Origin of the sequence: Microseira wollei NIES-4236 (genome assembly GCF_020521235.1) — a bacterium.
Taxonomy (GTDB): Bacteria; Cyanobacteriota; Cyanobacteriia; order Cyanobacteriales; family Aerosakkonemataceae; genus Microseira; species Microseira wollei.
Genome location: NZ_BLAY01000024.1, coordinates 44558 through 71290, shown reverse-complemented (window position 1 = coordinate 71290; position 26733 = coordinate 44558). Strand labels below are relative to the sequence as shown.

Here is a 26733-nt window from a genome sequence, read left to right as displayed (position 1 = left end):
CTAGCGCGTCTGCCAATGGACGGAATGTAAGTCAACCTGGTAAAACTTCGGTTTTGCTGGATGCTGTTCCGGTTGAAGTTGGAAGCCCCCGTCATAGCGGTACTCCGCTTGACGGTGGGTAGTTCACTCCCTATTGCTTCGGCTAAGATGTAGCGATAAGGCCAGACTCGCTTCAGGAAGCGCCCAAACCCACCAATTTTGTCATTTGGCTGCTGATAAAAGCGGGTTTCATCCGGCATCAGCAGCAGCATGACGCCATTCATCCAACCCCCCATTAATTCCTGGCGGGTGAGGTAGCGGATGCCGATGGCGGGGTCAGCAATGATGTATTTTTTGCCCCTTTTACCGTATAAAACGACCCAGTGGCTGCCTTTCCAATGAATGATGGCGGGCAGGGGGGCTTCATTGAGTCTATCTATGAGTTCAGCGGTGGCTTGGACTTGGCGGGCATTGAATCCCAAGGCTTCTGCCCCCCGTCTTAACCCCAAGAGGGTGGTGCCTCGCGTCCCTGTACCGACAGCTTCGCGGATGTGGCTGAGGGCAAAGGTGCGTCCGTAGTGTTTGGCTACGGTAGCAAGGCAAGCGGCACCACAGTCTTCTTCGCTGTGTTGGAGTACAATTTGATATTTGATCGCAGACGCCGCACCAATCCGCTCATCTCCTCTCCATATAGCCGACTGCAGCCCCATGAGGTACACCTTCGACAGCTGTGTGCGGGCACCCTTAAGGGTGCCGCTACACAAAAGGCGCCAAAAGGCTGTACTTCACTAGAAAAGCAATCCGCTGTAATTGCTGAGGCAGCAAACTTCTCGGGAATCTACAGCGAATTGCTCTCTTTGTGAGGTACACAAGACCTACGCAAAACGCTATAAAACTGATCCGGCAAAGTTGGGTTGAGACTTCGCCGGATCAGATGATTCTGCCACATTGGCGATCTCAGGTAACGAAATTTGCCAACCGAGAGTTTCAGCTATACTTCCCACGGCCATTTTCGGGGACAGTTCATCCGTTGCGCCCCGGAACACTGGTAAGCGAGCCATTAGCCATTAGCCATTAGCCATTAGCCATTAGCCATTAGCCATTAGCCATTAGCCATTAGCACTATCTATGACCGCATCAAGTATAAATGCTGCAACTTTTATTGTGGCAAGTCACGCCTTATATCTGGTTTTCCAACCGTAAAACCGATTGTCATTCACGTCTTTATACTAGACGTAGATTGCCGCTGGGGTTCACCGCTACCTGATATGTAAAGACGTAATCTTTCGCGTAGCCGTAGTCATTGATCTGTTTCAGTTGGATGGAACTGTTATACGGATCTTTCAACAATTTCCCACTCACCTCAACTGGTGGATAAGAGAACTGTCCTGATGCCAATCCCAAAACAACATCTACCTGGTTAATTTGACCATCTTTATTTAGGTCATTATAGCTGTAGGACGGATTGTAATACAAGCTAATCTCTTTTGTCATCAGATCTTGTCCGCCTGCGACTGTTTCCGCCTGCTTGTCGTTGAGTTCGTTCCACAAATTATTTTTCATTTTATTTGCCTCCTTCTCTGTGAAAAAAGATCAACAATGCTACACCCACCTCTCAGCTACTGCTAACTAGGTAGAGCTAATTAAACACAGTTATTTAACCAGGTAAAAAACCTAGCTTACCCAGCTATATCGCTAATCGGATAACGTTTAAAACAGTTACATGAGTAGGTTTAATAAGGGTCTTTTCGACCCATCTAAACTTTACTTGATTGGCTCAAAAAAAGAACAAATTAGACACAAAAATTTTAAAATATCAATAATTTACTTGCCATAGACAGTCGTCTTTTTGAAAGACTGTAGGCATTGAGGAGTGAGGAGAGTTTTTCATGCTTCACCCCTCACCTCTGACGCCAAACTGTGTTGAATTCAATGGAAAAACCCTGATGCAAAAATGAAAAACCAATTTGACTTAGCTGTATTGCCAATTTGGCAAAAAATTACAAAAATTTATAGAGCGATTGCACCAAAGCGAAGTCACAAAGGTGGTCATTTTTTGGGCAATTTGCGGTACCAAACTCCCGCGAACCTGGGGGTTCCAAAGGTTGGTTCACCTAAGAGAAGCTCCCACTGCCGTGGCGCACAAGATTTCCTTCCCAAAAGATATTAAGTGACGCCGAAGGTGACGCCGAGTTGAAAGAGCCACTGGCGGTAGGCAATCGAGGCGCGATCGCTTCCGAGATGCACCTCCGCCTGCAAGTCCAGCGGTAAGCGTTGCGGGCGCTGGGACTCTACAATCGCAATATCTTGAGCCACCAGTTTGTCCTGATGTGCCCGCAGTTCGGCTTCTGGCACTTCGTAAGCATAGTTCATCGCTATCCACATCCAGCCGATACATTCCACCTGATCGACTGGAGTAACGTGGAAAAAAATAGCGAACCGCCGCCCATTTGACTCTTTGCAGAAATATGCCGTTAAGGGGCGTAAAACTTTATATTCGTAAGTTACTGGCGCTCCCTGTCCGGTGCCGTCAGGGTCTGGTTGCCAGACGCGGACGTTGCGGATGGTAATGCCATTCAAACTCGCCTCAACTTGATAATCTTCTATTTCCGGATGTTCGGGGTCACCTAACAATCCCCCATGCACAAACGGGAAATGAGCAATGTCAAGGAAATTCTCCAGGGCGCGGAAAGCGCTAGAGCGATAATGGTAGGGGCCACAGCAAATATGGCGATAGGTTGGGTCATCCCATTCTGCAAAATCAGGTATGTCCCGGTTGGGTTTTCCCAAACATACCCAAACTAAACCGTAACGCTCCTGAGTTTGGTAAGTTTGCACATAAGCTTGTGCTGGTGGCAATTGGGTTGGGTGAGCCGGAATCTTTACACAGCAGCCTCTGCTGTTATAAGCTAAACCGTGGTAAGGACAAACGAGGGTATTATCGACAATTTTTCCGAGAGAAAGACGCGCTCCTCGATGGGGGCAGCGGTTTTGCCAAGCTAATGCTTGGGTATCGTCACGCCACAACACCAAATCTTCTTCTAGCAAGCGGACGCTCAGCAGTTTTCCCGCTTTCAGGTCTTGCGATCGCCCCACTACATGCCAGTCATTGAAAAGCACTGGCTCTGCTAAAAATTTCATCCTTAAGCCTGTTGCGGTTCTCTAAAATTATCTATCTCTTCGATTCAGATAGTAGTCTAAGTATTTTCACATAATCGACGGCATGAAATCTTAGGCTTTATTGATTATACATCATCTATCTCGAGATTGGTCAATGCTTTTTTGGTGATGATTCTGTGAAGTTCATACAAACTTCATAAAATCATCCGTATTTTCCCGGTAATCTTTACCTAAACTTCATATAGCCAGCCATAATATAAATTAATATGACAGAGAAACCACAGAAAATTTAATATTTATTTGCCAAGCTTTTGTAGTGTACGATACAACAATCTGTGATGCACGATCCTAAAGAGTTATCCGTCTCAGTGGTTATCCCGGTACACAATGGGGGAGAAAGTTTCCGCCAATGTTTGTCAAGTTTGGCGCAGGCTGTGCCCCAACCCGATGAAATAATCGTAGTAGCCGATGGAGAGTCAGATGGTTATTGGCGTTTGGCGAAGGAATTTGGCGCCAAAGTGTTGAGACTCCCCACCTGTGGAGGTCCGGCGCGGGCAAGAAACAGGGGGGCGCGTGCAGCTAGTGGCGATATAATCTTTTTTGTGGATGCGGATGTGGCTCTTGCTGCCGATGCGGTGAGCGAAGTTGCGCGTGCGTTTGAGCAAGATCCAGAACTGGCTGCGGTTATTGGTTCTTATGACGACGCACCAGGGGCAAAAAATTTTTTATCGCAATACAAAAATCTGCTACACCACTACACCCATCAGACAGCGCAGGAAGAAGGATTTACATTTTGGGGTGCGGTGGGTGCGATTCGCCGGGATATCTTCCTGGCGGTAGGTGGCTTTGATGAAAGTTATCGCTTACCTTCAATTGAGGATATCGAGTTAGGGTATCGGCTGAAAAAAGCGGGTCATCGAATTCGACTGTGCAAAACCTTGCAAGGCAAGCACTTAAAGCATTGGGGAGTTGTTTCGTTGTTGAGGGCTGACTTTTTCTATCGGGCGATTCCGTGGACGGCGTTGATATTGCGCGATCGCACCCTACCCAACGATCTAAATTTGGGATTATCCAGCCGCATCAGCGTTGTGCTAACCTACCTACTGGTTATCACCTTGGCACTATCTTGCTGGTTGCCCAGTTTACTACCAATTGCCGCAATCGTCATCTCACCGCTATTAGCGCTCAACGCACCAGTTTATCGCTTTTTTAGACGCAAGCACGGTTTAGGTTTCGCACTAAGGACAATTCCGTGGCATTGGTTGTATTATTTTTATGGGGGATTAGCATTTACCATTGGCGTCATTCGCCACCTGTTCTACAGGTACAGTCCTGAGACTGACTGTCAAATTTCTTAGTAACGCAAGTTGCTAGTTATAAACAAGGCCGTTGCTAATTGCTAATTGCTAATTGCTAATATAGGATTTTTACTGACATTAGCCATTAGCAATTAGCCGCTCCCAGAGAGATAACTAGCAACTTGAGTTAGTAGAAATCGCTGAAGCGCAAAAGTTATTTCAAGTGACGCTAACCCATGCAAAATAATTCCACTATCATCATCGGTGCAGGTCCTGCTGGTTTGACTGCTGCATACGAGCTAGTCAAGCACGGCATCAAGCCTATAGTGTTAGAAAAAGGCGACAAAGTGGGTGGCATCTCCCGCACCGAAACCTATAAAGGTTACCTGTTTGATATTGGCGGTCATCGCTTTTTTACCAAAGTTGAAGAAGTGCAGCAGCTATGGTACGAGGTACTGGGAGACGAGTTCATTAAAGTGCCTCGATTATCTCGGATTTACTATCGAGGTCGTTTTTTCAACTATCCCCTGAGTGCGTTCAATACTTTATCCAACTTGGGCATCGTTGAAAGCTGCTTAATTCTATTAAGCTACCTCAAAGCCAAATGGCGTCCTTCTCCCGTTGAGGATAATTTTGAACAGTGGGTGTCCAATCGCTTTGGCGAACGTCTTTACAAAACATTCTTCAAAACCTACACCGAAAAGGTTTGGGGAATTCCTTGCACCGAAATTCAAGCGGAATGGGCGGCACAGCGGATCAAAGGACTGTCGTTAAAAACAGCAATTATCAATGCGCTGTTTGGCAGTAATAATACCAAAACATTGATTAAGGAATTTGAATACCCGGTTTTGGGACCGGGGATGATGTGGCAGCGATTTAAGGAGGTAGTTGAAGAAAAAGGCGGAGAAGTTCACCTCAATACTAAAGTGCTTCGCATCGAGCGCGAGGGGAATAGAATCAAAAAAGTTATTGCGGAACGGGATAACAATTTGATTCAACTTACTGGAGAAAATTTTATTTCCAGTATGCCGGTTACCGCCCTGGTGCAAAGATTCGACCCGCCGCCGCCAAAGGAAGTATTGGAGGCATCTCGCGGGTTGAAATATCGGGATTTCTTAATTGTAGCCCTCGTTGTTAATCGGAAAGATTTATTTCCCGATAATTGGATTTATATCCACAGTCCAAATGTCAAAGTGGGGCGGATTCAAAACTTCAAGAATTGGAGCGCCGCCATGGTTCCCGAGCAAAACAAGACTTGTTTGGGAATGGAATATTTCTGCCATGCTGGGGATGGACTCTGGACAATGTCTGATGCCGATCTGATAAAATTGGCGACGCGGGAATTAGATAGTTTGGGTTTAGCAAATGCTGGGGACGTGGAAGACGGCACAATCATTCGCCAACCGAAAGCTTACCCGGTTTACGACCAAGATTACCGCAAGCATTTGCAGGTGATTCAAGATTATTTAGCAACAATTGAAAATCTGCAAACAGTTGGACGTAACGGAATGCACCGATACAACAATCAGGATCACTCGATGCTGACTGGGTTGCTAGCTGCTAAAAATATTATGGGCGAAGATCGCGATTTGTGGGAGGTGAATACCGAGCGTTCTTACCACGAAGAGTTTACAGTCAATAAGGGAAAAAATACTCTCCCTGCGAGTGCTAAGTAGTTCGGTTAGGCAAGGGTTTTGCCGCATTAGGCAAGCCAGTTTCGACACTTATAAACCTATCTTAAAACTAAAATTTTAAGATAGGTAATCGGAAAAAAAAGTGTGAGTTGTATGGGAGTTTAGTAAATTTTTGCTTTTGTTGAATATGAATCAATTATTGGAACATATTTATAATACAGGCTACGTTGAAGATGGTGATGGAAAGTTGATTAATCCATTTCCAACTGCTACTCCCCGTGAAACGGGTACGATTCTCTACGAGATAGTTCAACAATACAATTTAGAAAGAACAATGGAAATAGGTATGGCTTATGGCTTGTCTACGCTATTTATTTGTCAAGCCCACCAGGACAGAGGTGTCGGAAATCATACCGCAATCGATCCCAAGCAAAGTACTATATGGAAATCGATTGGATTGTTGAATATAAAAAGATCCGGTTTGTCAGAAAGATTGAGATTTTTTGAAACCTTTTCTGATGAAGTTTTACCTCAGATTGTAAAAACAGGAGAAAATTTTGATTTCGCATTCATTGATGGATCGCATTTGTTCGACTACGCTTTATTAGATTTTTTCTATATAGATAAGTTATTAGCAGTAGGAGGATATGTGGTTTTTGACGATCTGTGGATGCCTGCCGTTAGAAAAGTGATATCTTTTGTTTTAAGGAACAGATCGTATGAATTGGTAAAAATTAAACCCAAAGCGAATTGGATAAAAAGGTTGGCAAGAGTTACCTATCGTTTAGTTCAGAATCCTCTCGATCTTTATTCATTAAAAATAAAATTTATTACAGAAAATATTTGTTTATTAAAAAAAGTGTCTGAAGATAGCCGGGTCTGGGATTTTCATCGTTCATTCTAGACCTTATGGTCAGGCTGGAACTCGCTTTCTGTTGTTTCAATCGATTAAGCTCAGGTAAAAAAGGTGAGTATTATGGTACAGGTACAACCGAAAACTCAGTCAGAGTTACCCAGCTTTTCTATCATCATAGAAACAGAAAATTTATCGATCGCTGAAGTAGATGGCTTGTTCCGGTGTCTAAAAACCCTCGCGGAACAAGACATTTCGCCAACGCTTGCTAATGAAGTTTTGATTGTTGAGAGTGGGGAAGTTCCTGCTGAATTAATCGAACGAATCCAGACTAATTATCCTTGGATTGGATTCCGCAAAATTGAGTCGGATATTGGCTATTACGAAGCCAAAATGAAAGGGGTTGCTCTGACGACGGGGGAAACGGTTGTTTTATGCGATTCGGATTGTACTTACGAACCGATTTGGTTAAGAAATCTGCTTTCTCCTTTTGCTAATAATCCCGAAATTCAGGTGGTTGCAGGGGAAACTACGACACCTGCTTACGGTGCTTATGGGGTGGCGATCGCTCTCACTTACATCTTCCCCCGATTTACCCGCCAGAAAGCGCTATCGCCCGCATCTAGCTATTTCTGCAACAATGTAGCTTTCCGCCGCAGTTTCTTGATGCAGCACCCAATTCCATCCGATCTGCCAATTTATCGCGGAAACTGCACGATCCACGCCCGCAATCTCAGTGCCCAAGCATATACAATCTGGAGACAACCTTTATCTAGAGCTACCCACGCAGCGCCAAACGGTTTATCACACTTTTTCTGGCGTTTCTTGTTATTAGGTTATGATGCGCTTGCTGTCGAGAGGATTGCCGATAATTCGCCGGAAATAAAGCGCCAAACCGTTAAACCATTGCAGGATTTAATATATTGCTTGAGTATAGACTTTGGGAAGTTTAAAGAGTTGGCGAAAAGGTTTTACACCGTTTTTGCTGAAGATATCCGCCGCTTATTGTATCTGCCAGCTGCATTGCCAATTGCGCTAGCGGCACTTTTTCTCTACTTTACTGGTCTGGTAATAGCGTACTTCAGACCGAATTATTTTGTCGCTAGTTCGGGGAAAGTAGAAGTGAGCTTTGAAGGTAATGGGTAATTGCTAATTGCTAATTGCTAATTGCTAATTGCTAATTGGTCACTCTCACCTGCACCTGGAGCTCACCTGCTCACCTGCGATCGCAATAATTGAGATGCTCTCCGGAGGCGATATCACATGCTGGGTGGAACAATTAAAATTTTCCTAGCTGAAGCGCTACTTTTGCCGACAGGGATAATAACTGCTGCCTTTCTTACTCGTAAATTTGGACCTGAAGGCTACGGGTTGTTTACTTTATCGGCAACAATTATTGCTTGGATCGGATGGAGTCTGACATCAATTTTTACTCGCGCCACGATTAAGTTTGTGGGAGAAACTGAAGACTGGCGACCTGTAGGAACAACTGTTCTGCGCTTGCATTTGTGGGTGGGTGGCGGCGCGATGTTGTTAATTTGGCTGCTTGCAGATGGGGTGGCGATGGTGCTGCGGGAGGAAGCGATCGCATTCTATTTGCGCCTATTTGCTTTGGATATTCCGCTATTTTGTTTGGCGTATGCTCATCGCAGCATTTTAGTAGGGGTGGGTAAGTTTAGTCAACGGGCGATCGCAACTGCTTTACGCTGGATCGCCCGTTTATTGCTAATCTTGCTACTGGTCGAGATGGGACTTTCGATTTCGGGTGCGATTCTCGGTAGCGTGGGTGCGTCTCTAGTCGAATTAGCAATCTGCCGCTTTTATATTCGTCCTTCCCTGTTCGCTTCATCTAATTTTCCGGCGGGAAAACTTTGGGACTATGGCGTGCCGCTATTTCTATTTGCGCTGTCGATGCGCCTTTATGAAAAATTAGATTTGTTTGCTTTAAAAATATTAGGCGGTACAGCAGCAGAGGCGGGTTTTTATGGCGCGGCTCAAAATTTATCGTTAATACCGGGGATTTTTTCCCTTGCTTTTGCACCTTTATTGCTTTCTACTTTAACCCGAACTTTATACGCGGGCGATCGAGATTCGGCTAAAAAAATTAGTCGCGATGCTATGCGTGCCGTTCTGTTAATGCTACCCTTCGCTGGTATGACAGCGGGTGCGGCACCGGAAATTGTTACCTTAATTTTTGGCAAGGCTTTTTTGCCTGCGGCGCCACTTTTAGCCGTGCTAATTTTTGGTGCGTTGGGGTTAGCGATGATTTCGATTACGACAGCTATTTTAACCGCCGCTGGCAAACCAGACTGGACTTTTATTTTGACTGCTCCTTTATTACCTTTAGCAATTGTTGGGTACTGGTTTTTGATTCCGCGATTGGGCGCGATGGGTGCTTCTATTGCGTTCGCTGCGTTCGCGATTTTAGGCGCATTGGTGACAGTGTCAGCGGTTTATCGCCTGCTGCAAGTTTTTCCTCCCATCAAAACATTTTTGAGGAGTATTTTAGTTAGCGGTTTGGCTGATGTTTTAGCGGCGAACTTTACTGTTGAGGCTGTTTGGGTGGTAGTTAAATTGTTGGCGATCGCTCTCGTTATCCTATTAGCACTGTTGCTTTCTGGCGAATTTAGTCAAAATGAAATAATTTCTATCTTAGGGAGGATGCGCTTGCCAATATCTGCCAATTTAAATAGGTAAAAATCTTGCTTATGACCAGCTCATCTAGTTTATTCGTTTCTGTAATTATTCCGGTTTATAACGATGCCGAACGGTTAAAGATTTGTTTGGCAGCGTTAGAAAACCAGACCTATGCAAAAGATTTATATGAGGTAATTGTTGTAGATAATGCTTCGGATGAAGCGCAAGATATTAAAGGGGTAGTGGCTCAATTTGGTTGTGCGATCGCTACGTATGAAAGTCTTCCCGGTTCCTATGCGGCGCGGAATAAAGGAATATCTTTAGCGAAAGGCGATGTTATTGCTTTTACTGATTCTGATTGTATACCCCACTCGGATTGGATTGAGAATGGCGTCAAAAATTTACTGCAAGTTCCTAACTGTGGGTTAGTAGCAGGAAAAATGGAAATTTTCTGCAAAAACCCAGAGAAACCAACGCCTGTAGAACTGTATGAAAGCATTACAGCTTTTCCACAACAGCAACTGTTAGAAAAATATCATTATGGAGCGGCAGGAAATTTGTTTACGTTTAGGAATGTGTTGGAAAAAGTCGGACTGTTCGATGCTCAACTCAAATCTAACGGAGATGTAGAATGGTGTCAGCGAGTTTTTGATCGTGGCTACCAACAAGTTTATGCCGATGAGGTTTGCGTTGCTCATCCAGCGCGATATACTTTTAAACAGTTATACAAAAGAACGATTCGCCTTGCTGGGGGAATTTACGACCGCAAAAATAGACAAAATAGCTCGTTATTAATTGGCAATCTAATATTTTTAAAAGATTTAGCTATAGATTTAGTACCGCCTTTAATGTTTGTGTTAAATGCATTTTTAGATTCTAGACTGCAAGGATTAGAACAAAAGGTAAAAGTGTCTGGTGTGATGTTTTTTGTTCGCTACGTAACGGCTTGGGAAAAGCTAAGATTAAAAGCCGGAGGAGTTTCTGCTAGAGAATAAATTTATGGTATAAATACTAAGGTAGGGATTTTTCAAGTGGATGCAGGGATAAACACATAAAGGAGGTTTGCAGATGAAAGTGGCTTTTATTGTAGGGACTTTTCCAGTTTTATCAGAGACTTTTATTATCAACCAAATTGTTGGCACGATCGAACGCGGACATGAGGTTGATATTTATGCTGATGAAATTGGGGATACAGATAAGGTGCATCCCGATGTCATCAAATATAAATTACTGGAAAGAACTTACTATTTAGCTAAAATTCCGTCAAATCTTTTTTGGCGATTGGTGAAAGGCATTGGATTGTTAGGTTTGAATTTATTTAAATATCCGGTAAGCGTGGCGCGATCGCTCAATGTTTTCAAGTATGGCAAACAAGCTATTTCCCTGTGGTTGCTTTACACAGCCATTCCCAACTTAAAAAAGTCATACGATATCATTCATTGTCAATTTGGCACGCAAAGTTTTAGAGGAATAGCGTTTAAAACAATTAACTCACCAGAAGCAAAACTCGTCACCACCTTTCGCGGTCACGATATTAGTAAATTTGTGCGGGAAAAAGGCGATCGCATTTACGACGAACTGTTCAAAGTCGGAGATTTTTTCCTATCCAATTGCGACTTTTTTAGACGCAGAGTCGTACAACTAGGCTGCGATGAAAATAAAATTGTTGTGGTTCGTTCCGGACTCGACTGCGATAAATTTACCTTCCAGCCCCGTCAATTTCCCAGGGATGGTAAAGTCAGAATTGCCACCACAGGTCGCTTAGTCGAAAAAAAAGGAATTGAGTATAGTATTCGCGCCGTTGCCAAACTAGCAAAAGCCTACCCCAATCTGGAATATAATATTATCGGCGATGGGGAATTAAAAGCAGATTTCCAGCGACTGATTCAGGAACTTGGCGTCAGCCATATCGTCAATTTACTAGGTTGGAAAAACGAACGGGAAATTATTGAGATTCTCGATAAGTCTCATATTTTTATCGCTCCCAGCGTCACCGCTGCTGATGGCAATCAAGATGCACCGATTAACGTTTTAAAAGAAGCAATGGCGCTGGGTTTACCCGTTATCAGCACCGATCACGGTGGCATACCAGAACTGGTCGAAGACGGAATTTCCGGCTTTTTAGTTCCCGAAAGAGATGCGGATGCTTTAGCGGAAAAATTGGAGGAACTACTACAACATCCAGAAAATTGGGCAAAAATGGGAAAAGCAGGGCGCGCCTATGTTGAAACCCACTACAACTTAGATAAATTAAACGATGATTTAGTTAAAATTTATCAAAAACTATTGACTGATAATACAAGCAACAACCCAGTTATGACTCCAGAAATTTCTCAGCGTAGTAGGTTAAAGCCAAGGAGGATTTAGACATGAATGCGACAGCAACAACAGAAGCAATGGTGACTATTGTCGTCGTTCCTCGCGAACGTTTTAGTTGCGTAGAAGATTCATTAAACAGCATCTACGAACACAAGGAGATTCCCTTTAAATTGGTGTACGTGGATGGGAATGCTCCAGAGAAAGTTAGAGATTATTTGTCACAACAAGCGCCAGTCAAAAATTTTCAAATTGTGCGGACAAACTACTATCTTTCTCCCAACCAAGCGCGGAATTTAGGTCTAGCGCAAGCGCACACCAAGTATGTCGCTTTCATCGATAACGATGTTATAGTTTCGCCCGGATGGTTAAAGGCTTTAGTCGATTGCGCCGAAGAAACCAACGCCACAATTGTTGGCCCTTTAATGTGTCAGCACAAACCATTACACGAAATTATTCACTTTGCTGGGGGTGAATCTCACATTTGGGTAGATAACACGGGGAGACGACGTTTGCGAGAAAAAATGTACAAGCAAGGAAAGCGCGTTGCTGATGTGCGCCATACTCTCCAACGCACCCAAACTGAACTCTCAGAATTTCACTGCGTTTTAGTTCGCAGAGATATTTTTGATCGCGTTGGTTTGCTCGATGAAGCTATGCTCAATACCAAAGAACATTTAGACTTTTGTATGAGCGTAACTGAAGCTGGAGGAACAATTTATTTTGAACCCGCATCTCTAGTTACCTACGTACCGGGACCGCCACTAGAATGGACAGATTTGCCATTTTATATGTTGCGTTGGAGCGATGCTTGGACGCTTGCGAGTCTCCATCGCTTGCGCGACAAGTGGAATTTAGCAGAAGATGGCTACTTCCAAGGACGATATAAAAAAGTGGGATGCAGGCGTTTGGCGACGATTATCAGTCCTTTAGTTTATCGTCTAACTTTTGGGCGATATAGTACTATAATGGCGAATTTTTTGGTTGAGATAGACCGGATTTTTAACCGCTATTTGACGACGCAACACGCCAAGAAATTGCAAAAAGTAAAGCAGGGAGAATTGAGCGCGATCGCACCATCTCAAGGATAAAATTTCCACCCGGGTCATTTAGATATTGAATTTTCCTCTAGATGACCATCCTTTAAAGCTTAGCGTCGAGGTTTGATAAATGATCAAAATCTTTAAAGTAGAGCCAATGACCTATACCCCTTTTTCCACAGAACAAGCGGCTGAGTTTTTGAAAAGCCAAGGAATTGTTATTACTAACAACCCCAAGGAATGCGATGTTTTTGTGAGTTCTTATTTGAGGCGTTTGTTACCATTTAGAACCATATACCAGGCAAAAAAATACCTGGTTTGGACTCATGAACCAAGATTTAATACCCACTTTACGAATAAAATCAACGGTAGCTTCTGGCTACCCGACGTACACATCATGAATGCTTACACAGGCGACATTTACCTCAACAATTACACTCGCTACGGTCGTGTGGTAGAGCGCCGTTTGGAACTTTTAGACCCCACAAATTTCTCGGGATTCAAAAGCAAGAAAATAGCTGCTTTAATGCTGTATAGAAATAACAGACGCAGATGGAGTTTGCAAAAAGAAGGCCAGGAACTCGATCTATGTTACCTAAGAACTAGGATAGCGCTCGAAGGATATAAGTTAAATAAAGTGGATATTTATGGTGAAGGATGGCCTGATAAAATATCTCTAGAACAGTCGAGGGGTAGTGGTTGGCGAAGAAGAAAGCTAGAAATACTGGAAAATTATCATTTTAATTTGTGTTTTGAAAATACTAATATTGATTATTATTGTAGCGAAAAAATTTGGGACAGCATAAATGCTGGCTGTTTGCCTATATATCATGGAAAAAATCACAAAATTTCCGAAGAATTTCCGAAAAATAGTTTTATAGACTACGCTGAGCTTAAAACACCAGCGGAATTATTTGAATATGTGGAAAAAATAGACGATAATGAATTTTGCGATCGCTTGAATCTTTGCATTGAAACGTTTAACAAAATTTACGAAAAGCGGAAACTTAAAAAGTATTATGACAAAAACTTCGATTTAGATATCCTTCAAAAAAATATAAATAAACTTGAACAAATAGTCGGTTAACCAAATAGAAGCTACCAAAAAATTGTAATCCCGGTTAAATATGCCACCTGAAGTTATTTACACCCCCGAAAGTCTCCTGCGTCATCCCGTCCAATTATTTAAACTCATGTGGCGAGATTTGTTAGCTGCGCGCGAACTCGCTTGGCGACTCATGGTGCGAGATATTAGCGCTCAATACCGTCAATCATTTTTGGGTTTTGCCTGGGCTTTTTTACCGCCGATTGTAATGGCAGCAGGTTTTACCCTTGCGGGTGAAGCCAAAATTTTTAATGTGGGAGCCACAGATTTACCTTATCCCGCTTATGTGATGTTTAGTACTGCCCTTTGGCAGACGTTTGTGGAAGCGCTCAACGGCCCGGTACAGGCAGTTATTGTGGCAAAACCAATGTTAGCTAGAGTGAATTTTCCCCGCGAGGCACTTATTCTAGCAAAGGTGGGTGAGGTGTTATTTAACTTCGCGATTAAACTGATTTTAATTGTGGGGTTGTTTATCTGGTTTCGGATTCCAGTCAGTTGGACGGTAATATTAGCTTTTGTGGCCTTAATTCACTTAATTATGCTGGGAACATTAATTGGTATGTTGTTGTCTCCTTTAGGAGTTTTATACCAAGATGTGTCAAAAGGTTTAACAATGGTGACAGGCTTTTGGTTATTCTTGACTCCAGTTGTTTATCCCATGCCATCGGGGGAAGGACTTTTTGGCTTGCTGGTTAAACTGAATCCGGTGACGCCTTTGTTGGTGACGACGCGGGAGTTAGCAACTGTGGGAGTTATATCAAATCCGGTGGGATTTTGGGTAGTGAGTATCATTACAATATTTGGTTTGGTGGTAACATGGATAGCATTCCGACTGGCGATGCCTTATGCGATCGAGAGAGTGAGCGCATGATGACTGAGTTGAAAGATAGCGCCGCAGGAAAACCTGACGACAGCGAGGTTGTAATCTCGGTTGAGAATCTGTCTAAAAAGTTTTGCCGGGACTTGAAGCGATCGCTCGCTTACGGCATCCAGGATATCGCGACGGAATTGGTAGGAGGACGCCGCCACAGCGAAAATTTGCGAAACGGCGAGTTTTGGGCGCTGAAAAATGTTAATTTCCAACTGCGGCGCGGCGAGGCAGTGGGTTTAGTTGGCTCAAATGGCGCTGGGAAAAGTACCCTGCTGCGGATTATTAGCGGTTTAATTAAACCCGATACTGGAAAGGTAAAAGTTAGGGGCAGTTTGGCTCCTTTAATTGCACTGGGAGCCGGGTTTAATCCCATTTTAACCGGAAGAGAAAATATTTATGCAAATATGTCAATTTTAGGGCTATCAACCCAAGAAATTAAAAAAAGATTTGATGATGTGGTAGATTTCGCCGAAATTTGGGAAGCGATTGATTCCCCCGTTCAAAGTTATAGCTCTGGGATGGCAGCCAGGTTAGGTTTTGCCTGTGCCATTCATATCGAACCCGATATTTTATTGATAGATGAAGTTTTAGCGGTTGGGGATATTAAATTTAGGATGAAATGTCATCGCCGACTGGCAAAACTGCGCGAAAACGGCACAGCTTTTATTTTAGTTTCTCATAATCCACCGGCAATATTAAACGTTTGTAACATGGGGCTTTACCTCTCAAAGGGTAAGCTACTCGCGACGGGTGACATTGATTCTGTTGTGCGGAAATACGAAGAGGATTTATGTTTAAACGGGATAGAAAAATCTGTAGGATATGCGTACTATCCCGAAAAAAATAAGAGTGAAAGTTTAGGGTTGGATATTGTTTCTATTAGCTTGAAAGATCGGCAAGGAAATATAACCGAAGCACTCACAAGTGGCGAACCATCTTACTTCTGTGTAGGATGCAAAGCTCATCATCAGATTAATAATGCTAATTTATGTTTAACGATTACCGATTTGTCTGGAGAAAACGAGCGGGTTTTGTATCTCACTTCCGCCAGCGACAATGAGTGTTTAGAAGTGTTTACTGGGGAAAAAGTAGAAATACAATTATACATGCCTTACTGTTGCTTAAAACCGGGGCGTTACAACGCTAAGGTTATTATGAGAGAGGGAGCTTACTCTTTTGATGCGGTTGAATCTTTTAGATTTACTGTGAAAGCAGATCGCTCGCTCAATCAGTCTTTATTTTATCAGCCACGGAAGTGGAAAATTATGCGAAATTAGCCTAAATCCTTGCTTCATTCAATCAAATTGAGAGCGGAATTATGCACTATTATGCCCAAACCAACATCCAACTTTTTAACCAGCTACGGCGCGAGGGTTACTCGAATCCCGATCTAAGCTGTATCTTTAAGGCTTATCAGTTAACTATGCGCCTATTTACAGGCAGCTTTCGAGCTTCTGGCAAAACATTTATTGCTCATTTGGTAGGTACGGCAAGCATCCTGGGTTCGCTTCATCTGCCTGCAAATGTAGTGGCGGCGAGTCTTTTACATGCTGCTTATGTCAATGGTGACTTTGGAGACGGAAGAAAGGGAATTTCCCAGACCAAACGCAAGCAAGTCAGAGATGTCGTTGGTGAGGAAATTGAGGGATATATTGCCAGATACACGGCTATGCAGTGGAACGAACAGACGATTCCTGATATCTGCGATCGCATAAATTCCCTTGATGCAATTGACCGCGATGTTCTGTTAATACGCTTGGCAAATGAACTAGAGGAATATCTGGATCTAGGCATCATTTATTGTGGAGATGTCAAGTATCAAAGATACATTAACCATAGCGGCGCTCTGATTGTAAAAATGGCAGAAAAACTAGGTTTTCCTAGTTTAGCTTTAGAAATAGAAACGGCGTTTAACGAAACCGTTGCCGCTGAACTTCCGCCAGAAATTCGCAATCAAAGCGGCTACAATTCATCCTATACGATTGTGCCTAATTCGTACCGGATACGACCATCAGTAGCCTTGTTGAAGTGGCTATTTGTTCAACTCAATTATTGGCGGTCTGCCATCGCTTACCGACTTGGTAATTGGCGGTCTGGTCGTGATATCGCAACCCAGGCTGAGATTCAGTAATCCCTCAAAAAAACTACAAAATTACCGACTGAAAACAAAGGTAAGTTTTTATGGCACAAAAACAGCTTTTTTACTCAATCGTAATCATTAATAACGCTTGTTGCTAGTTATAAACAAGGGCGTTGCTAATTGCTAATTGCTAATTGCTAATATAGGATTTTTACTGATTCGCCTCGTTCCCAGGCTCATGCCTGGGAACGAGGCATGAGCCTGGGAACGAGGCGACTGCCTGGGAACGCCATTAGCCGCTCTTCGAGAGATAACTAGCAACTTGAGTTAATACAATCCGGAAGAGCAAATTGCTAATTTTATCGAGTGGCCCAATCGCTTGAAGAATTATAAGCGCTCGCGCTCGTGATTCTGCTGTTGGGCAAGTTTTATCAGAGAAAAATAATCTCTATCTTAAGGGTGATTTGCTAAGCAATATATACAAATTACGCTCGCTCAAACGCTAGAATAAACAATCGAATGATAAAGGTTCCCGGTGCATCTAATTGATCAGAAATGCTGGGTAAAGTTCCCAGAGAGAGAAAAAAGATGTAAATCATTCCGCCAAAAAATTGCTGATGACAAGACTTGGGTTGATAGGGATGCCGAACGTCTGAAAATTTGTTAGAAGGAGCTAAAACATCAAACCTATCCCAAAAATTTATCTGGATTGGTTGTTGAAGCTTTGCTGATAAAGGAAGAATATTTTGGGTCAAGACTGTCCTGATTTCTGAAAGCTGAAATAAGTTATGAGGTAACGCTCGTGGCACAAGAACAACTTTTCTTTTCAATTATTATCCCCACCTACAATCGTCCAGAGCGCCTTACTACTTGTCTGGAGTCGCTGACTCGGTTGAATTATCCCTGGCATCGCTTTGAGGTTATTGTAGTGGACGACGGCAGCAAAACGCCTTTGGAGAATGTAGTTGCTCGCTTTCAAGATACACTTAACCTAACGTTGCTCAGACAACCCAATGCAGGTCCAGCATCGGCGCGAAACGCGGGTGCTGCGACAGCGAGGGGTAAGTATTTAGCGTTTACCGACGACGACTGCACGCCTGCTTCTAACTGGTTGCAAGTGTTAGAAACTTACTTTACCACGACGCCCGATTGCGCGATCGGCGGTCTGACACTTAACGCACTTCCCGATAATTTGTATTCAACGGCAAGTCAGATCCTGATCGATTATCTTTACGAGTACTTTAATCCAGACCCGGAGCGATCGCGTTTTTTTGCTTCTAATAACTTTGCCTTACCTGCCAAATATTTTCGCCAGAGCGGCAGCTTTGATACAAGCTTTCCTTTGGCGGCGGGGGAAGACCGGGAGTTATGCGATCGCTTACTCTACTATGGTTACCCGATGCGCTATGCAAAAGAAGCGCAAATTTACCACGCCCACAAATTATCATTGACAACATTCTGGCGGCAACATTTCAACTACGGTCGCGGCGCCTTCCACTTTCATCAATTGCGTTCCCGACGCAAATCAGAACAGATTAAAGTCGAACCTCTGTCCTTTTATTTCAACTTACTGAAATATCCCTTTTCCCATTCTTCGCGTCAACCAGGACTCCTGTTAGCGGCATTACTCTTCCTGTCGCAGGTAGCAAATATAGCAGGCTTTTTCTGGGAACGGAATCAGGTGAGGCAGACCGAAGTGGGAGAGAAGGACGGAACTTCTTTATTACAGGCAGTCTCAAAACTCACTTCCACCAGGCAAATGAGGGAGATGAGGAAGTAAGCTGGTTCGTCATCAGAGATAGGGAAGATGAAAAACAATTCTTCCCCTTCTTCCCCATATCCGGAATAATTACGTATTAATTTTTGTAAACAAGTATTAACTTATACCTAAATTACAGATGTATTTTATCTAAAGGGTAGATAATAGATCGGCAACCTTGACAACCCGAAGTAAGCGCCGTCATGGCAACTATCCAAAGAGATAATTATCGGAATTCGACTTTTAAAAGTAATAATGCCTTAAAAAACTGGCTAATTTTATTGTTTTTTAGTTTAGGACTTATTGGCATTCTCCATCATGAAATGTGGCGCGATGAACTCCAATCTTGGCTAATCGCCAAAGATAGTTCATCGATGATTGATTTATTCAATAACTTGAGATATGAGGGACATCCAGCTTTATGGCATAGCTGTTTGTATTTAATTACCAGGTTCACGCATAATCCGCTAGCCATGCAAATATTTCATTTATTGCTAGCTACCAGCGTTATTTATATTTTTATCGAATTCTCTCCCTTTACTCGTTTCCAGAAAATATTATTTACATTTGGATATTTTCCTTTTTACGAGTACAGCATCATCAGTAGAAGTTATAGCTTGGGAATTTTACTAATTTTTATGTTCTGTGCGTTATATCCAACGCGCAATCGCAGTTATTTTCCCCTGTCTGTTATTTTGGCTTTACTAGCTAATACCCATGCTTATGGGTTGATAATTGCTCATGTGTTGGCAATGACATTAGTTTTAGATGGGTTTTTAGATCCGGATATAAGAACATTATTTAAAACTAAAAAATGGAATGCGCTCGTTAGCTTAGCCATAGTATGTTTGGGGATTTTAATGGCGATTTTTCAAATTATACCACCCGATGATGCAGATTTAAAAAATGATGTTATCAGACTTGAAGATTGGGCTGCATTCCCATTATTGAATAACCGCTTATTCGCAACCATCTTAACAATTTGGCGAAGCTATATTCCCATACCAAACTTTTTTCATTATCAATTTTGGAATACTAATATTTTGATAAATGGCGATTCAATTGCCAGAATATGTGCAATTTCACTTACCATAATTATACTGTTATATTCGGCGGCGCTGTTTATTCGGAAGCCGATTGTCCTGTTTCTGTATTTATCCGGAACTTGTGGATTTCTGGTTTTTAGTTATACAAAGTTTCTAGGTTCTTTAAGACATCACGGACAGTTATTTTTCCTATTTTTAGCTTTTCTTTGGATTTCAAGCTTTTATATCAAATCAGACTTGTTAATCGAAAAATTAAAATCGAGTCAAAAAATACTGGCAACGTTAAATTTAGTAGAGCGGTCTAAAAATGTTTATTTAAGTGTAATTTTATTCGCTCATGTTATCGCTGGATTGTTTGCCTTTTCTATGGATTTGAATTATACATTCTCTGGGAGTAAAGCAGTGGCAAATTATATCGATCGAACAGGGGTAAAAGATTATGTATTAGTGGGAAGTCGGGATTATGCAGCCGCGCCAGTTGCCGGGTTTTTAAATCGTCAAATTTATTATCTTGAAAGCGATAAGCTTGGCAGTTTTATTGTATGGAGAAACCGAAAATTGCCCAAGCAAAGAGAAGTTCTTGAGCGGGTCGAACGCCTGATAAAGCAGAACAATAAGGCTTTACTAATTTTAAATTACAAGCTGAAGGTTAAAAGAAACGACCTGAACATTTCTTTTCTGTTCAAATCTAGTCAGAGTATTGTTCCTGACGAGACTTACTATTTGTACCTGATAGAGAAAAAGCCGGTTAACAATTAGGGGGACGGGGGGGGTTCAAGAAACCCGGTTTTTTAGAAAAACCGGGTTTGTTGAACCCGCCAAAAGGGGCTTGGTAGCTCACTAGGCAATCAGCGCGATATCTGTAGCACTTAATGGCGGGATGCCTTGCAGGAAGGCAAACTGAGCGCCGTTTCCCAAACCCTCAGCAGCGCCATTTTGGTTGTAGAATAACTTGCCACTGCCAGTGCTGTAGGTGATGAAAGCATTGCTGACAGCAGCAGCAATGTCATCAGCCACAACTGCAAACTCATTAGCGTTGATCGAACCACCTACGGCACTGGTAAGCGCACTAAAGGTTGTTTTGCTCAGAACAATTTTGTCTGTACCTGCTTTAAAGTCAGTGATGGTATCGATGCCAATCTCTTGTGTGTCGAAAGTTTTGCTGGTTTTGTAGAGGAAAGTATCAGCACCTTGATTTCCGGTGAGCAGGTCATTACCAGCTCCACCTACGAGGGTATCATTGCCAAACCCACCCTCAATAGTGTCATTGCGGTCTAGAACTTGAGTCCAACTTTGGTAAATTTGCACGACGTCATTGTCTCCCCCACCGTAGAGGAGGTCATTTCCGTTTCCGCCAGTCAGGAGGTCGTCGTCTTCTTCACCATAGAGGGTATCGTTGCCAGAACCCCCTTCGAGGGTGTCATTATCTTGTGCATCCCTGAGGCCAATGTCGAGGGTAAAGCTTCGCCCACCACGGATCAGGTCATCGCCGTCTCCACCATAGAGTCTGTCATTACCTCCCCCGGTATAAAGTCCATACCGACCGTAGACAAAGTAATCCCCGCCATCGAGGGTGTCATTACCAGACCCGCCATCGAGGGTATCATCGCCAGCCCCGCTATAAAGATTATCGTTGCCAGCTTCACCATAGAGGTGGTCAGGGGCACCAGACCACCAACTGCTAAGGGTGTCATCCCCCGTTCCACCATAGCCAGACCAGCCAACAGCGAAGGCAGAAAGGTAATCATTGCCGCTTCCGTTACATAAAACCTACTCAAACCTCATCACCACTTATCAAAGCTATGCAATTAGGCTTTGAGTATCGTTTACTTCCTGTTTCATCCTGGCGGTGTCGGCACTCACCAGTCCACAGGCTAGCATCGTCTAACTGACGACTCTTGACAGATTAATTGCTGCGTTCAAATCGCGGTCAATTACGAAACCGCAATCTTCGCACTGAAACACTCTTTCACTAAGGGAGAGCATTTCTTTCTTGGTTCCACAGTTGGAGCAATTCTTACTAGAGGGAAACCACCGATCGACAACAACCAGTTTTGAGCCATATAGTTCGCACTTATAAGTTAACTGCCTTCTGAACTCAAAGAACCCCATATCAGCAATAGCTTTGGCTAGCTTGTGGTTTGCCATCATGCCAGATACATTTAGATCTTCAATTACTACAGTGCCGTGGTTTTTAGCCAGTAGAGTTGTGAGTTTGTGCAACGTATCAAAGCGAATGTTGGCAATCTTCCTATGGAGCCTAGCAATTTGCACTTGTGCTTTCTTCCAATTGGCAGAACCGATGACTTTATGACGGTGCAACCATTGCATCCTGGACAACTTTGAAGAGTATTTTTTATAGGACTTAGCACCTGGAACAACTTCACCTGTTGAGAGAGTTGCCTGGTTCTTAATTCCGAGGTCAACGCCTACAATACTTTTCTGGGCTGATTTTTGTGGTTCTACATCAAATCGAAAACTGATAAACCATCTGTCAGCTTGACGACTTATTGTTGCTGACTTAGTTAGCAACTGTGGCAGGTATTCGTAAGTCTTGAGAACACCAATCACAGGGACTTGGATTTTATTGTTCCCCAAGATTTTGACCGGGCCTTCTAACGTAAAAGAATCTTTTTGACCTTTCTTTTTGAATTTGGGCGTTCCTTTCTTTTTATTGAAACAATCTTTCCAAGCTTCACGCAATGCCATCAATGACTGTTGTGGCGTAGATTTGCTGCATTCATAGTACCAGGGATTTTCTGATTTTACCAGCGCTACTAACAATTTATGCAGGTCAATCGCACTGGGAAATTTCAGTTTCTCATCTGGATGGTTCTGGTTGTGGTCAAGGATGTTTTTGGTCAGCCACAACCCCCAATTCCAGGCATGGCGAGCTACTCCACAATGTTTGATTAATGCTGTGCGCTGTTGGTTATTTAGTTTCAATTCGGTTTTGAACCCTAACAGCACTTCAGATACCTCCTCATACCAGAAGAAATGATAATAATTGATCAGATATTTAGTTACAGTTCCTTACCCCCATATAGGATGTCACCATAATCTCCCAGGAGGGTATCATTACCGGCTCCGCCATCGAGGATGTTGCTGCCATAGCCAAACCCTTCGCGCCTGCCACCGCTATTGAGCAAGTCATCGCCAGCGCCGCCTCTGAGGGTGTCGTTGCGGTACAAGCCCCCGCCATAGAGGACGTCATTGCCCGTCCCGCCTTCCAGGAGGTTATCGTTGTTGCTCGCGGCTTTGAGAGTGTCGTTACCAGACCCGCCTATGAGGGTATTTTTTTCCATTGGGGGGCCAGATCCGCCATCGAGGTAGTCATTGCCAGCCCCGCCATCAAGGTAGTCGCTGCCAAACCCCCCATCGAGGCTATCATCGCCAGTCCCACCATTGAGGGTGTCATCCCCCAACCCGCCATTGAGGGTGTCATTGCCTGCATAGCCTGATATCAGGTCATTTTCGTCAGTACCAATCAGGTAGTTATTGAAGCGATCGCCTGTTAAAATAGCCATAATTTATGACATTTTCTTTGATTTAACTGGATTTTCAATTTCCTTTTTAATTCTCTAATATTTAGAGTTATTTTTCTGACCATTTTGGCAATTTTTTACACAATTTTAATGTTCTAAATCTAACTAAACATAAAGGTTTAACCGTGAGCTTTAGGATAAATTTTTTCCGTTAAAACCCACATTCCGCCCCCTCAACTTTCCCTATCGGTTTTTACCTATTAATCAAGCTATAAATTATACTTTTATCCCGGAGATAAACGGAATAAAAAAAGGCATAATTTATAACTTGAAAAATAGAGTTTTCTGAGTAATTATCCTGTGTGACACCCCAGGGTGCGGAATGTGGGTTAAAAACCTTTAGCAGCACCTTCGCCGCGAGGATCGGCAGCACCTTCTAACCATCCGTCAGAAGTTTGGGATATCGCATTCGCATTTCCCCAAGGATTTTGTTGCTCAATTTGATGTCCTCGGCGGCGCAATTCTGCCAAAGTAAGGGCATCTAAACCAAAGGGTTCTACGCGCAGTTTATCGGGCGACCATTGATGATGAATGCGCGAGGCAGAAACGGCAGCACCGGCGTCCATATCGTAGACCAAGACGTTGAGGATAATTTGCAAAACGGTGGTAATAATTGTACTGCCGCCAGGGGAACCCGTCGCCAAACGCAGGCGATTATTTTCGGTGACGATAGTGGGAGACATGCTGGATAAGGGGATTTTGCGGGGTGCGATCGCATTTGCATCTCCACCTACTAAACCAAATAAATTGGGGACACCGGGTGCAATAGCAAAATCATCCATTTCATTGTTTAATAAAATACCCGTTCCCGGCACAACTACACCTGCACCAAAACCCGTGTTAATCGTAAAAGTAAGACTTACTGTATTTCTTTGTTCATCTACTACGGTTAAATGACTGGTATCGGGTGATTCTCTGGACATCAAGGACGGGCAAGATGCCCATCCCACAATACAAGATGCCCATCCCACAATACAAGATGCCTGTCCCACAATACAAGATGCCTGTCCCACAATACAAGATGCCTGTCCCACAATACAAGATGCCTGTCCCACAATCATAGATGAAGGGTCTTGTGGGGTAGGCATCCTGCCTGCCCGATCCCAGGACATGTCAATAAAACTAACAAAACGCTGCAAGATATCCCTACTTATTGGTTTAATTTCGCTAGCAGGACGTGCGCGTTGCATGGATATTTCCTGACGTCTTTTTGCGGCATAGGCGCGACTGGTAAGTGCTGCAACTGGCACGTCAACAAAATCCGGATCGCCTAAATGTACGGAGCGATCTGCATAGGCAATTTTCATGTTTTCTGCTAAGAAATGCAGCGTGTCCGGGTGATTCCATCCCTTGGATTTTATATCGGTATCGCCGATAATATTCAGCATTTCTAATAGCAAAACGCCTCCAGAAGAAGGCGGCGGCATGGAACAAATCTGATAAACGCGGAAAGTGCCGCATAAAGGTTCGCGCCAAGTTGGTTGGTAAGATTTAAGGTCTTCGAGGGTAATTAAACCGCCGTTTCTTGCCATGTCTTCGGCAATTGTGCGGGCGATATTGCCAGTGTAAAAAGATTGGGGGTTTTGCGCGATCGCGCGTAACGTCATCGCCAAATCTCGCTGGATTAAGCGATCGCCCAACCCAAATAATACTCCGTTGGGCGCGAAAATTTGCCGCGCCGCCGGATTATTCAAAATAATATTTGTGCGGGTTTCCGATATTTGACTGAACCGCCAAGTACGCACGGGACTGACAATAAATCCCTCATCGGCGAGGCGAATAGCGGGTGCAACTACTTCTCGCCAAGGCAACTTGCCATAGCGACGATGCACTTCGGCAAGTCCCGCAACGGTACCGGGAACTGCGACTGCCAAGTAACCATTTACACTTGCATTCGGACGCACCTTGCCTTGTGAGTCTAGATACATATCCCGCGTTGCCCGCAAGGGGGCGCGTTCGCGAAAGTCAAGCGCTTTCATTTCCCCGGTTTGTGCCAAATGCAACAGCAAAAACCCTCCGCCGCCGATGCCTGCGGAAAAAGGTTCGACGACGGAAATTGCAAAAGCGGTTGCAACGGCTGCATCTACGGCATTTCCGCCCTTTTTCAGGATGGCAAGTCCCGCCTCGCTTGCTAGGGGATGGGCGGAAACGACCATGCCTTTTTTACTGCGCTGGGGCTGGATAAAGGCAGCAGATGCGGGTTTATGAGGCCATAACAGCGAGATAGAGAAGCAAAGATGCAGTAAAAGCAGCGAAAGCCCGGTGCTTCTGTCGAAAATGCGCCATTGTTTCAATTTCAGTTGTTCCTTGTTTATATTCATTGATTTTTTTAAGCGATCCCCCCGACACCCGTCAATCTTTCCGATTTCTTTACTTTTGTAACCTAAAGTGAAACTACTTATCAATCGTTGAAGCGTTTGTTCGCAAACAACCTATGCCCAAATTCCCCATCTACCAACGTGAGGAGGAACCGAGAGTATGAATGCCAGCCTGATTTTGTCCAATATCCTGAATCCGCCAGTGCTTTTCTTCTTTCTGGGGATATTGGCAATTCTGCTGAAATCGGATTTGGAAATTCCGCAACCTTTGCCCAAACTATTCTCGCTTTATCTTCTGCTTGCCATCGGGTTTAAGGGAGGATATGAAATTGAAGAAAGCGGGATTAATCCGGAAATTGCGCTAACTTTGTTGGCAGCGATTTTCATGGCTACCGCTGTCCCGATTTACACTTTCTTCATCCTGAAAATCAAACTCGATACTTACAATGCCGCAGCGATCGCAGCCACTTACGGCTCGATCAGCGCCGTCACATTTATCACAGCCAGTTCTTTTCTAGAGCAACTTAACATTACCTTCAGCGGTCACATGGTCGCCGCGCTGGCACTGATGGAATCTCCAGCGATTATTGTGGGAATTATCCTGGTGAGGATGTTTGCTAAAAGTCAGGAAGAAAAAGAATTTTCTTGGGGCGAAGTTTTGCGAGAAGCTTTCCTCAATGGCTCAGTTTTTCTCTTAATTGGTAGTGTCATTATCGGCATTATGACTGGAGCAAAAGGCTGGGAAAAATTGCACTTTTTTACCCAAGAAATGTTTTACGGCTTCTTGTCTTTCTTCCTGCTAGACATGGGAATGGTTGCTGCCAGAAGACTGAAAGATGTTGGCAGAACAGGTTCTTTCTTAATCAGCTTTGCAGTATTTATCCCGGTAGCCAATGCAATTCTCGGCATTGTAATTGCAAAAATTATCGGCATGTCAGTCGGAAATGCGCTGTTATTTGCGGTTTTGTGCGCGAGTGCTTCTTATATTGCCGTTCCCGCTGCAATGAGAATGTCCGTCCCCGAAGCGAATCCCAGTTTGTACGTTTCCACCGCACTAGGAATTACCTTCCCCTTTAACATCATCGTGGGAATTCCTTTGTATCTCAACATCATCAAGACAATCGGATTTTAA

Annotated in this window: 23 protein-coding genes and 1 pseudogene; 15 read left to right on the top strand and 9 right to left on the bottom strand. The window is 43.6% G+C overall.

The genetic code is table 11. The features are described 5' to 3' along the window. The 3 genes from MiSe_RS10175 to MiSe_RS10165 all read right to left on the bottom strand — a co-directional run. On the bottom strand, nt 1-632 hold a 632-nt coding region (locus MiSe_RS10175), incomplete at its 3' end, for a cysteine peptidase family C39 domain-containing protein (protein ID WP_444980480.1). 571 nt (nt 633-1203) lie between these two features. Further along, entirely contained in the window at nt 1204-1542 is a 339-nt protein-coding gene (locus tag MiSe_RS10170) for a hypothetical protein (protein WP_226578346.1), read from the bottom strand. Between the two features lie 603 nt (nt 1543-2145). Then, nucleotides 2146-3120, bottom strand: a complete 975-nt coding sequence (locus tag MiSe_RS10165) for an aromatic ring-hydroxylating dioxygenase subunit alpha (RefSeq protein ID WP_226578344.1) — start codon at nt 3118-3120, stop codon at nt 2146-2148. A gap of 317 nt (nt 3121-3437) precedes the next feature. Here MiSe_RS10165 and MiSe_RS10160 point away from each other — a divergent pair, with 317 nt between their 5' ends. From MiSe_RS10160 to MiSe_RS10105, 12 genes are all read left to right on the top strand, one after another. Beyond that, a complete protein-coding gene (locus MiSe_RS10160; RefSeq protein ID WP_226578341.1) occupies nt 3438-4457 on the top strand; it encodes a glycosyltransferase family 2 protein in 1020 nt (339 codons plus the stop codon). A 176-nt stretch (nt 4458-4633) separates the two neighbouring features. Beyond that, nucleotides 4634-6073 (top strand): NAD(P)/FAD-dependent oxidoreductase, encoded by a 1440-nt coding sequence (locus MiSe_RS10155; protein WP_226578338.1) that lies wholly within the window; start codon nt 4634-4636, stop codon nt 6071-6073. Nucleotides 6074-6218: 145 nt separating this feature from the next. After that, on the top strand, nt 6219-6935 hold the full coding sequence (locus MiSe_RS10150) for a class I SAM-dependent methyltransferase (protein WP_226578336.1): 717 nt from the start codon (nt 6219-6221) through the stop codon (nt 6933-6935). Nucleotides 6936-7007: 72 nt separating this feature from the next. Next, entirely contained in the window at nt 7008-8030 is a 1023-nt protein-coding gene (locus tag MiSe_RS10145) for a glycosyltransferase family 2 protein (protein ID WP_226578333.1), read from the top strand. A 117-nt stretch (nt 8031-8147) separates the two neighbouring features. Beyond that, complete coding sequence (locus MiSe_RS10140) at nt 8148-9581, top strand: lipopolysaccharide biosynthesis protein (protein WP_226578330.1); 1434 nt, start codon at nt 8148-8150, stop codon at nt 9579-9581. 11 nt (nt 9582-9592) lie between these two features. After that, on the top strand, nt 9593-10516 hold the full coding sequence (locus tag MiSe_RS10135; RefSeq protein WP_226578327.1) for a glycosyltransferase family 2 protein: 924 nt from the start codon (nt 9593-9595) through the stop codon (nt 10514-10516). A 73-nt stretch (nt 10517-10589) separates the two neighbouring features. Beyond that, on the top strand, nt 10590-11888 hold the full coding sequence (locus tag MiSe_RS10130; RefSeq protein ID WP_226578324.1) for a glycosyltransferase: 1299 nt from the start codon (nt 10590-10592) through the stop codon (nt 11886-11888). A 2-nt stretch (nt 11889-11890) separates the two neighbouring features. Further along, complete coding sequence (locus MiSe_RS10125) at nt 11891-12928, top strand: glycosyltransferase family 2 protein (protein ID WP_226578322.1); 1038 nt, start codon at nt 11891-11893, stop codon at nt 12926-12928. Nucleotides 12929-13007: 79 nt separating this feature from the next. Next, on the top strand, nt 13008-13964 hold the full coding sequence (locus tag MiSe_RS10120; RefSeq protein ID WP_226578319.1) for a glycosyltransferase family 10 domain-containing protein: 957 nt from the start codon (nt 13008-13010) through the stop codon (nt 13962-13964). Between the two features lie 40 nt (nt 13965-14004). Continuing rightward, on the top strand, nt 14005-14853 hold the full coding sequence (locus tag MiSe_RS10115) for an ABC transporter permease (protein WP_226578317.1): 849 nt from the start codon (nt 14005-14007) through the stop codon (nt 14851-14853). Further along, nucleotides 14853-16130 carry an ABC transporter ATP-binding protein gene (locus MiSe_RS10110; protein WP_444980479.1) on the top strand — a complete coding sequence of 426 codons (1278 nt, stop codon included), beginning with the start codon at nt 14853-14855 and terminating at the stop codon, nt 16128-16130. The genes MiSe_RS10115 and MiSe_RS10110 overlap by 1 nt, the downstream gene beginning before the upstream one ends. 41 nt (nt 16131-16171) lie before the next feature. Further along, nucleotides 16172-16984: a DUF6817 domain-containing protein gene (locus tag MiSe_RS10105; protein WP_226578310.1), complete on the top strand. Its 813-nt coding sequence runs from the start codon at nt 16172-16174 to the stop codon at nt 16982-16984. 434 nt (nt 16985-17418) lie between these two features. Here MiSe_RS10105 and MiSe_RS10100 read toward each other — a convergent pair whose 3' ends face one another. Further along, complete coding sequence (locus MiSe_RS10100; RefSeq protein WP_226578307.1) at nt 17419-17742, bottom strand: hypothetical protein; 324 nt, start codon at nt 17740-17742, stop codon at nt 17419-17421. Here MiSe_RS10100 and MiSe_RS10095 point away from each other — a divergent pair. Then, nucleotides 17736-18713, top strand: coding sequence for a glycosyltransferase family 2 protein (locus MiSe_RS10095; protein ID WP_226578304.1), 978 nt, complete (start codon nt 17736-17738; stop codon nt 18711-18713). The genes MiSe_RS10100 and MiSe_RS10095 overlap by 7 nt on opposite strands. A 182-nt stretch (nt 18714-18895) precedes the next feature. Continuing rightward, nucleotides 18896-20497: a hypothetical protein gene (locus MiSe_RS10090; protein ID WP_226578301.1), complete on the top strand. Its 1602-nt coding sequence runs from the start codon at nt 18896-18898 to the stop codon at nt 20495-20497. An 81-nt stretch (nt 20498-20578) separates the two neighbouring features. Here MiSe_RS10090 and MiSe_RS10085 read toward each other — a convergent pair whose 3' ends face one another. From MiSe_RS10085 to MiSe_RS10065, 5 genes and pseudogenes are all read right to left on the bottom strand, one after another. Then, the gene (locus MiSe_RS10085; RefSeq protein WP_226578351.1) at nt 20579-21187 is read right to left on the bottom strand and encodes a calcium-binding protein; all 609 of its coding nucleotides are present in this window, start codon (nt 21185-21187) and stop codon (nt 20579-20581) included. 45 nt (nt 21188-21232) lie between these two features. Then, nucleotides 21233-21355: pseudogene (locus MiSe_RS54440) on the bottom strand (hypothetical protein); the annotation flags it as partial. 267 nt (nt 21356-21622) lie between these two features. Beyond that, nucleotides 21623-22708 (bottom strand): RNA-guided endonuclease InsQ/TnpB family protein, encoded by a 1086-nt coding sequence (locus MiSe_RS10075; RefSeq protein WP_226578298.1) that lies wholly within the window; start codon nt 22706-22708, stop codon nt 21623-21625. Between the two features lie 53 nt (nt 22709-22761). Then, nucleotides 22762-23265 carry a calcium-binding protein gene (locus tag MiSe_RS10070; RefSeq protein ID WP_226578296.1) on the bottom strand — a complete coding sequence of 168 codons (504 nt, stop codon included), beginning with the start codon at nt 23263-23265 and terminating at the stop codon, nt 22762-22764. Between the two features lie 347 nt (nt 23266-23612). Beyond that, the gene (locus tag MiSe_RS10065) at nt 23613-25604 is read right to left on the bottom strand and encodes a gamma-glutamyltransferase family protein (RefSeq protein ID WP_226578293.1); all 1992 of its coding nucleotides are present in this window, start codon (nt 25602-25604) and stop codon (nt 23613-23615) included. A gap of 157 nt (nt 25605-25761) precedes the next feature. Here MiSe_RS10065 and MiSe_RS10060 point away from each other — a divergent pair, with 157 nt between their 5' ends. Further along, nucleotides 25762-26733 carry a sodium-dependent bicarbonate transport family permease gene (locus tag MiSe_RS10060; protein ID WP_226578291.1) on the top strand — a complete coding sequence of 324 codons (972 nt, stop codon included), beginning with the start codon at nt 25762-25764 and terminating at the stop codon, nt 26731-26733.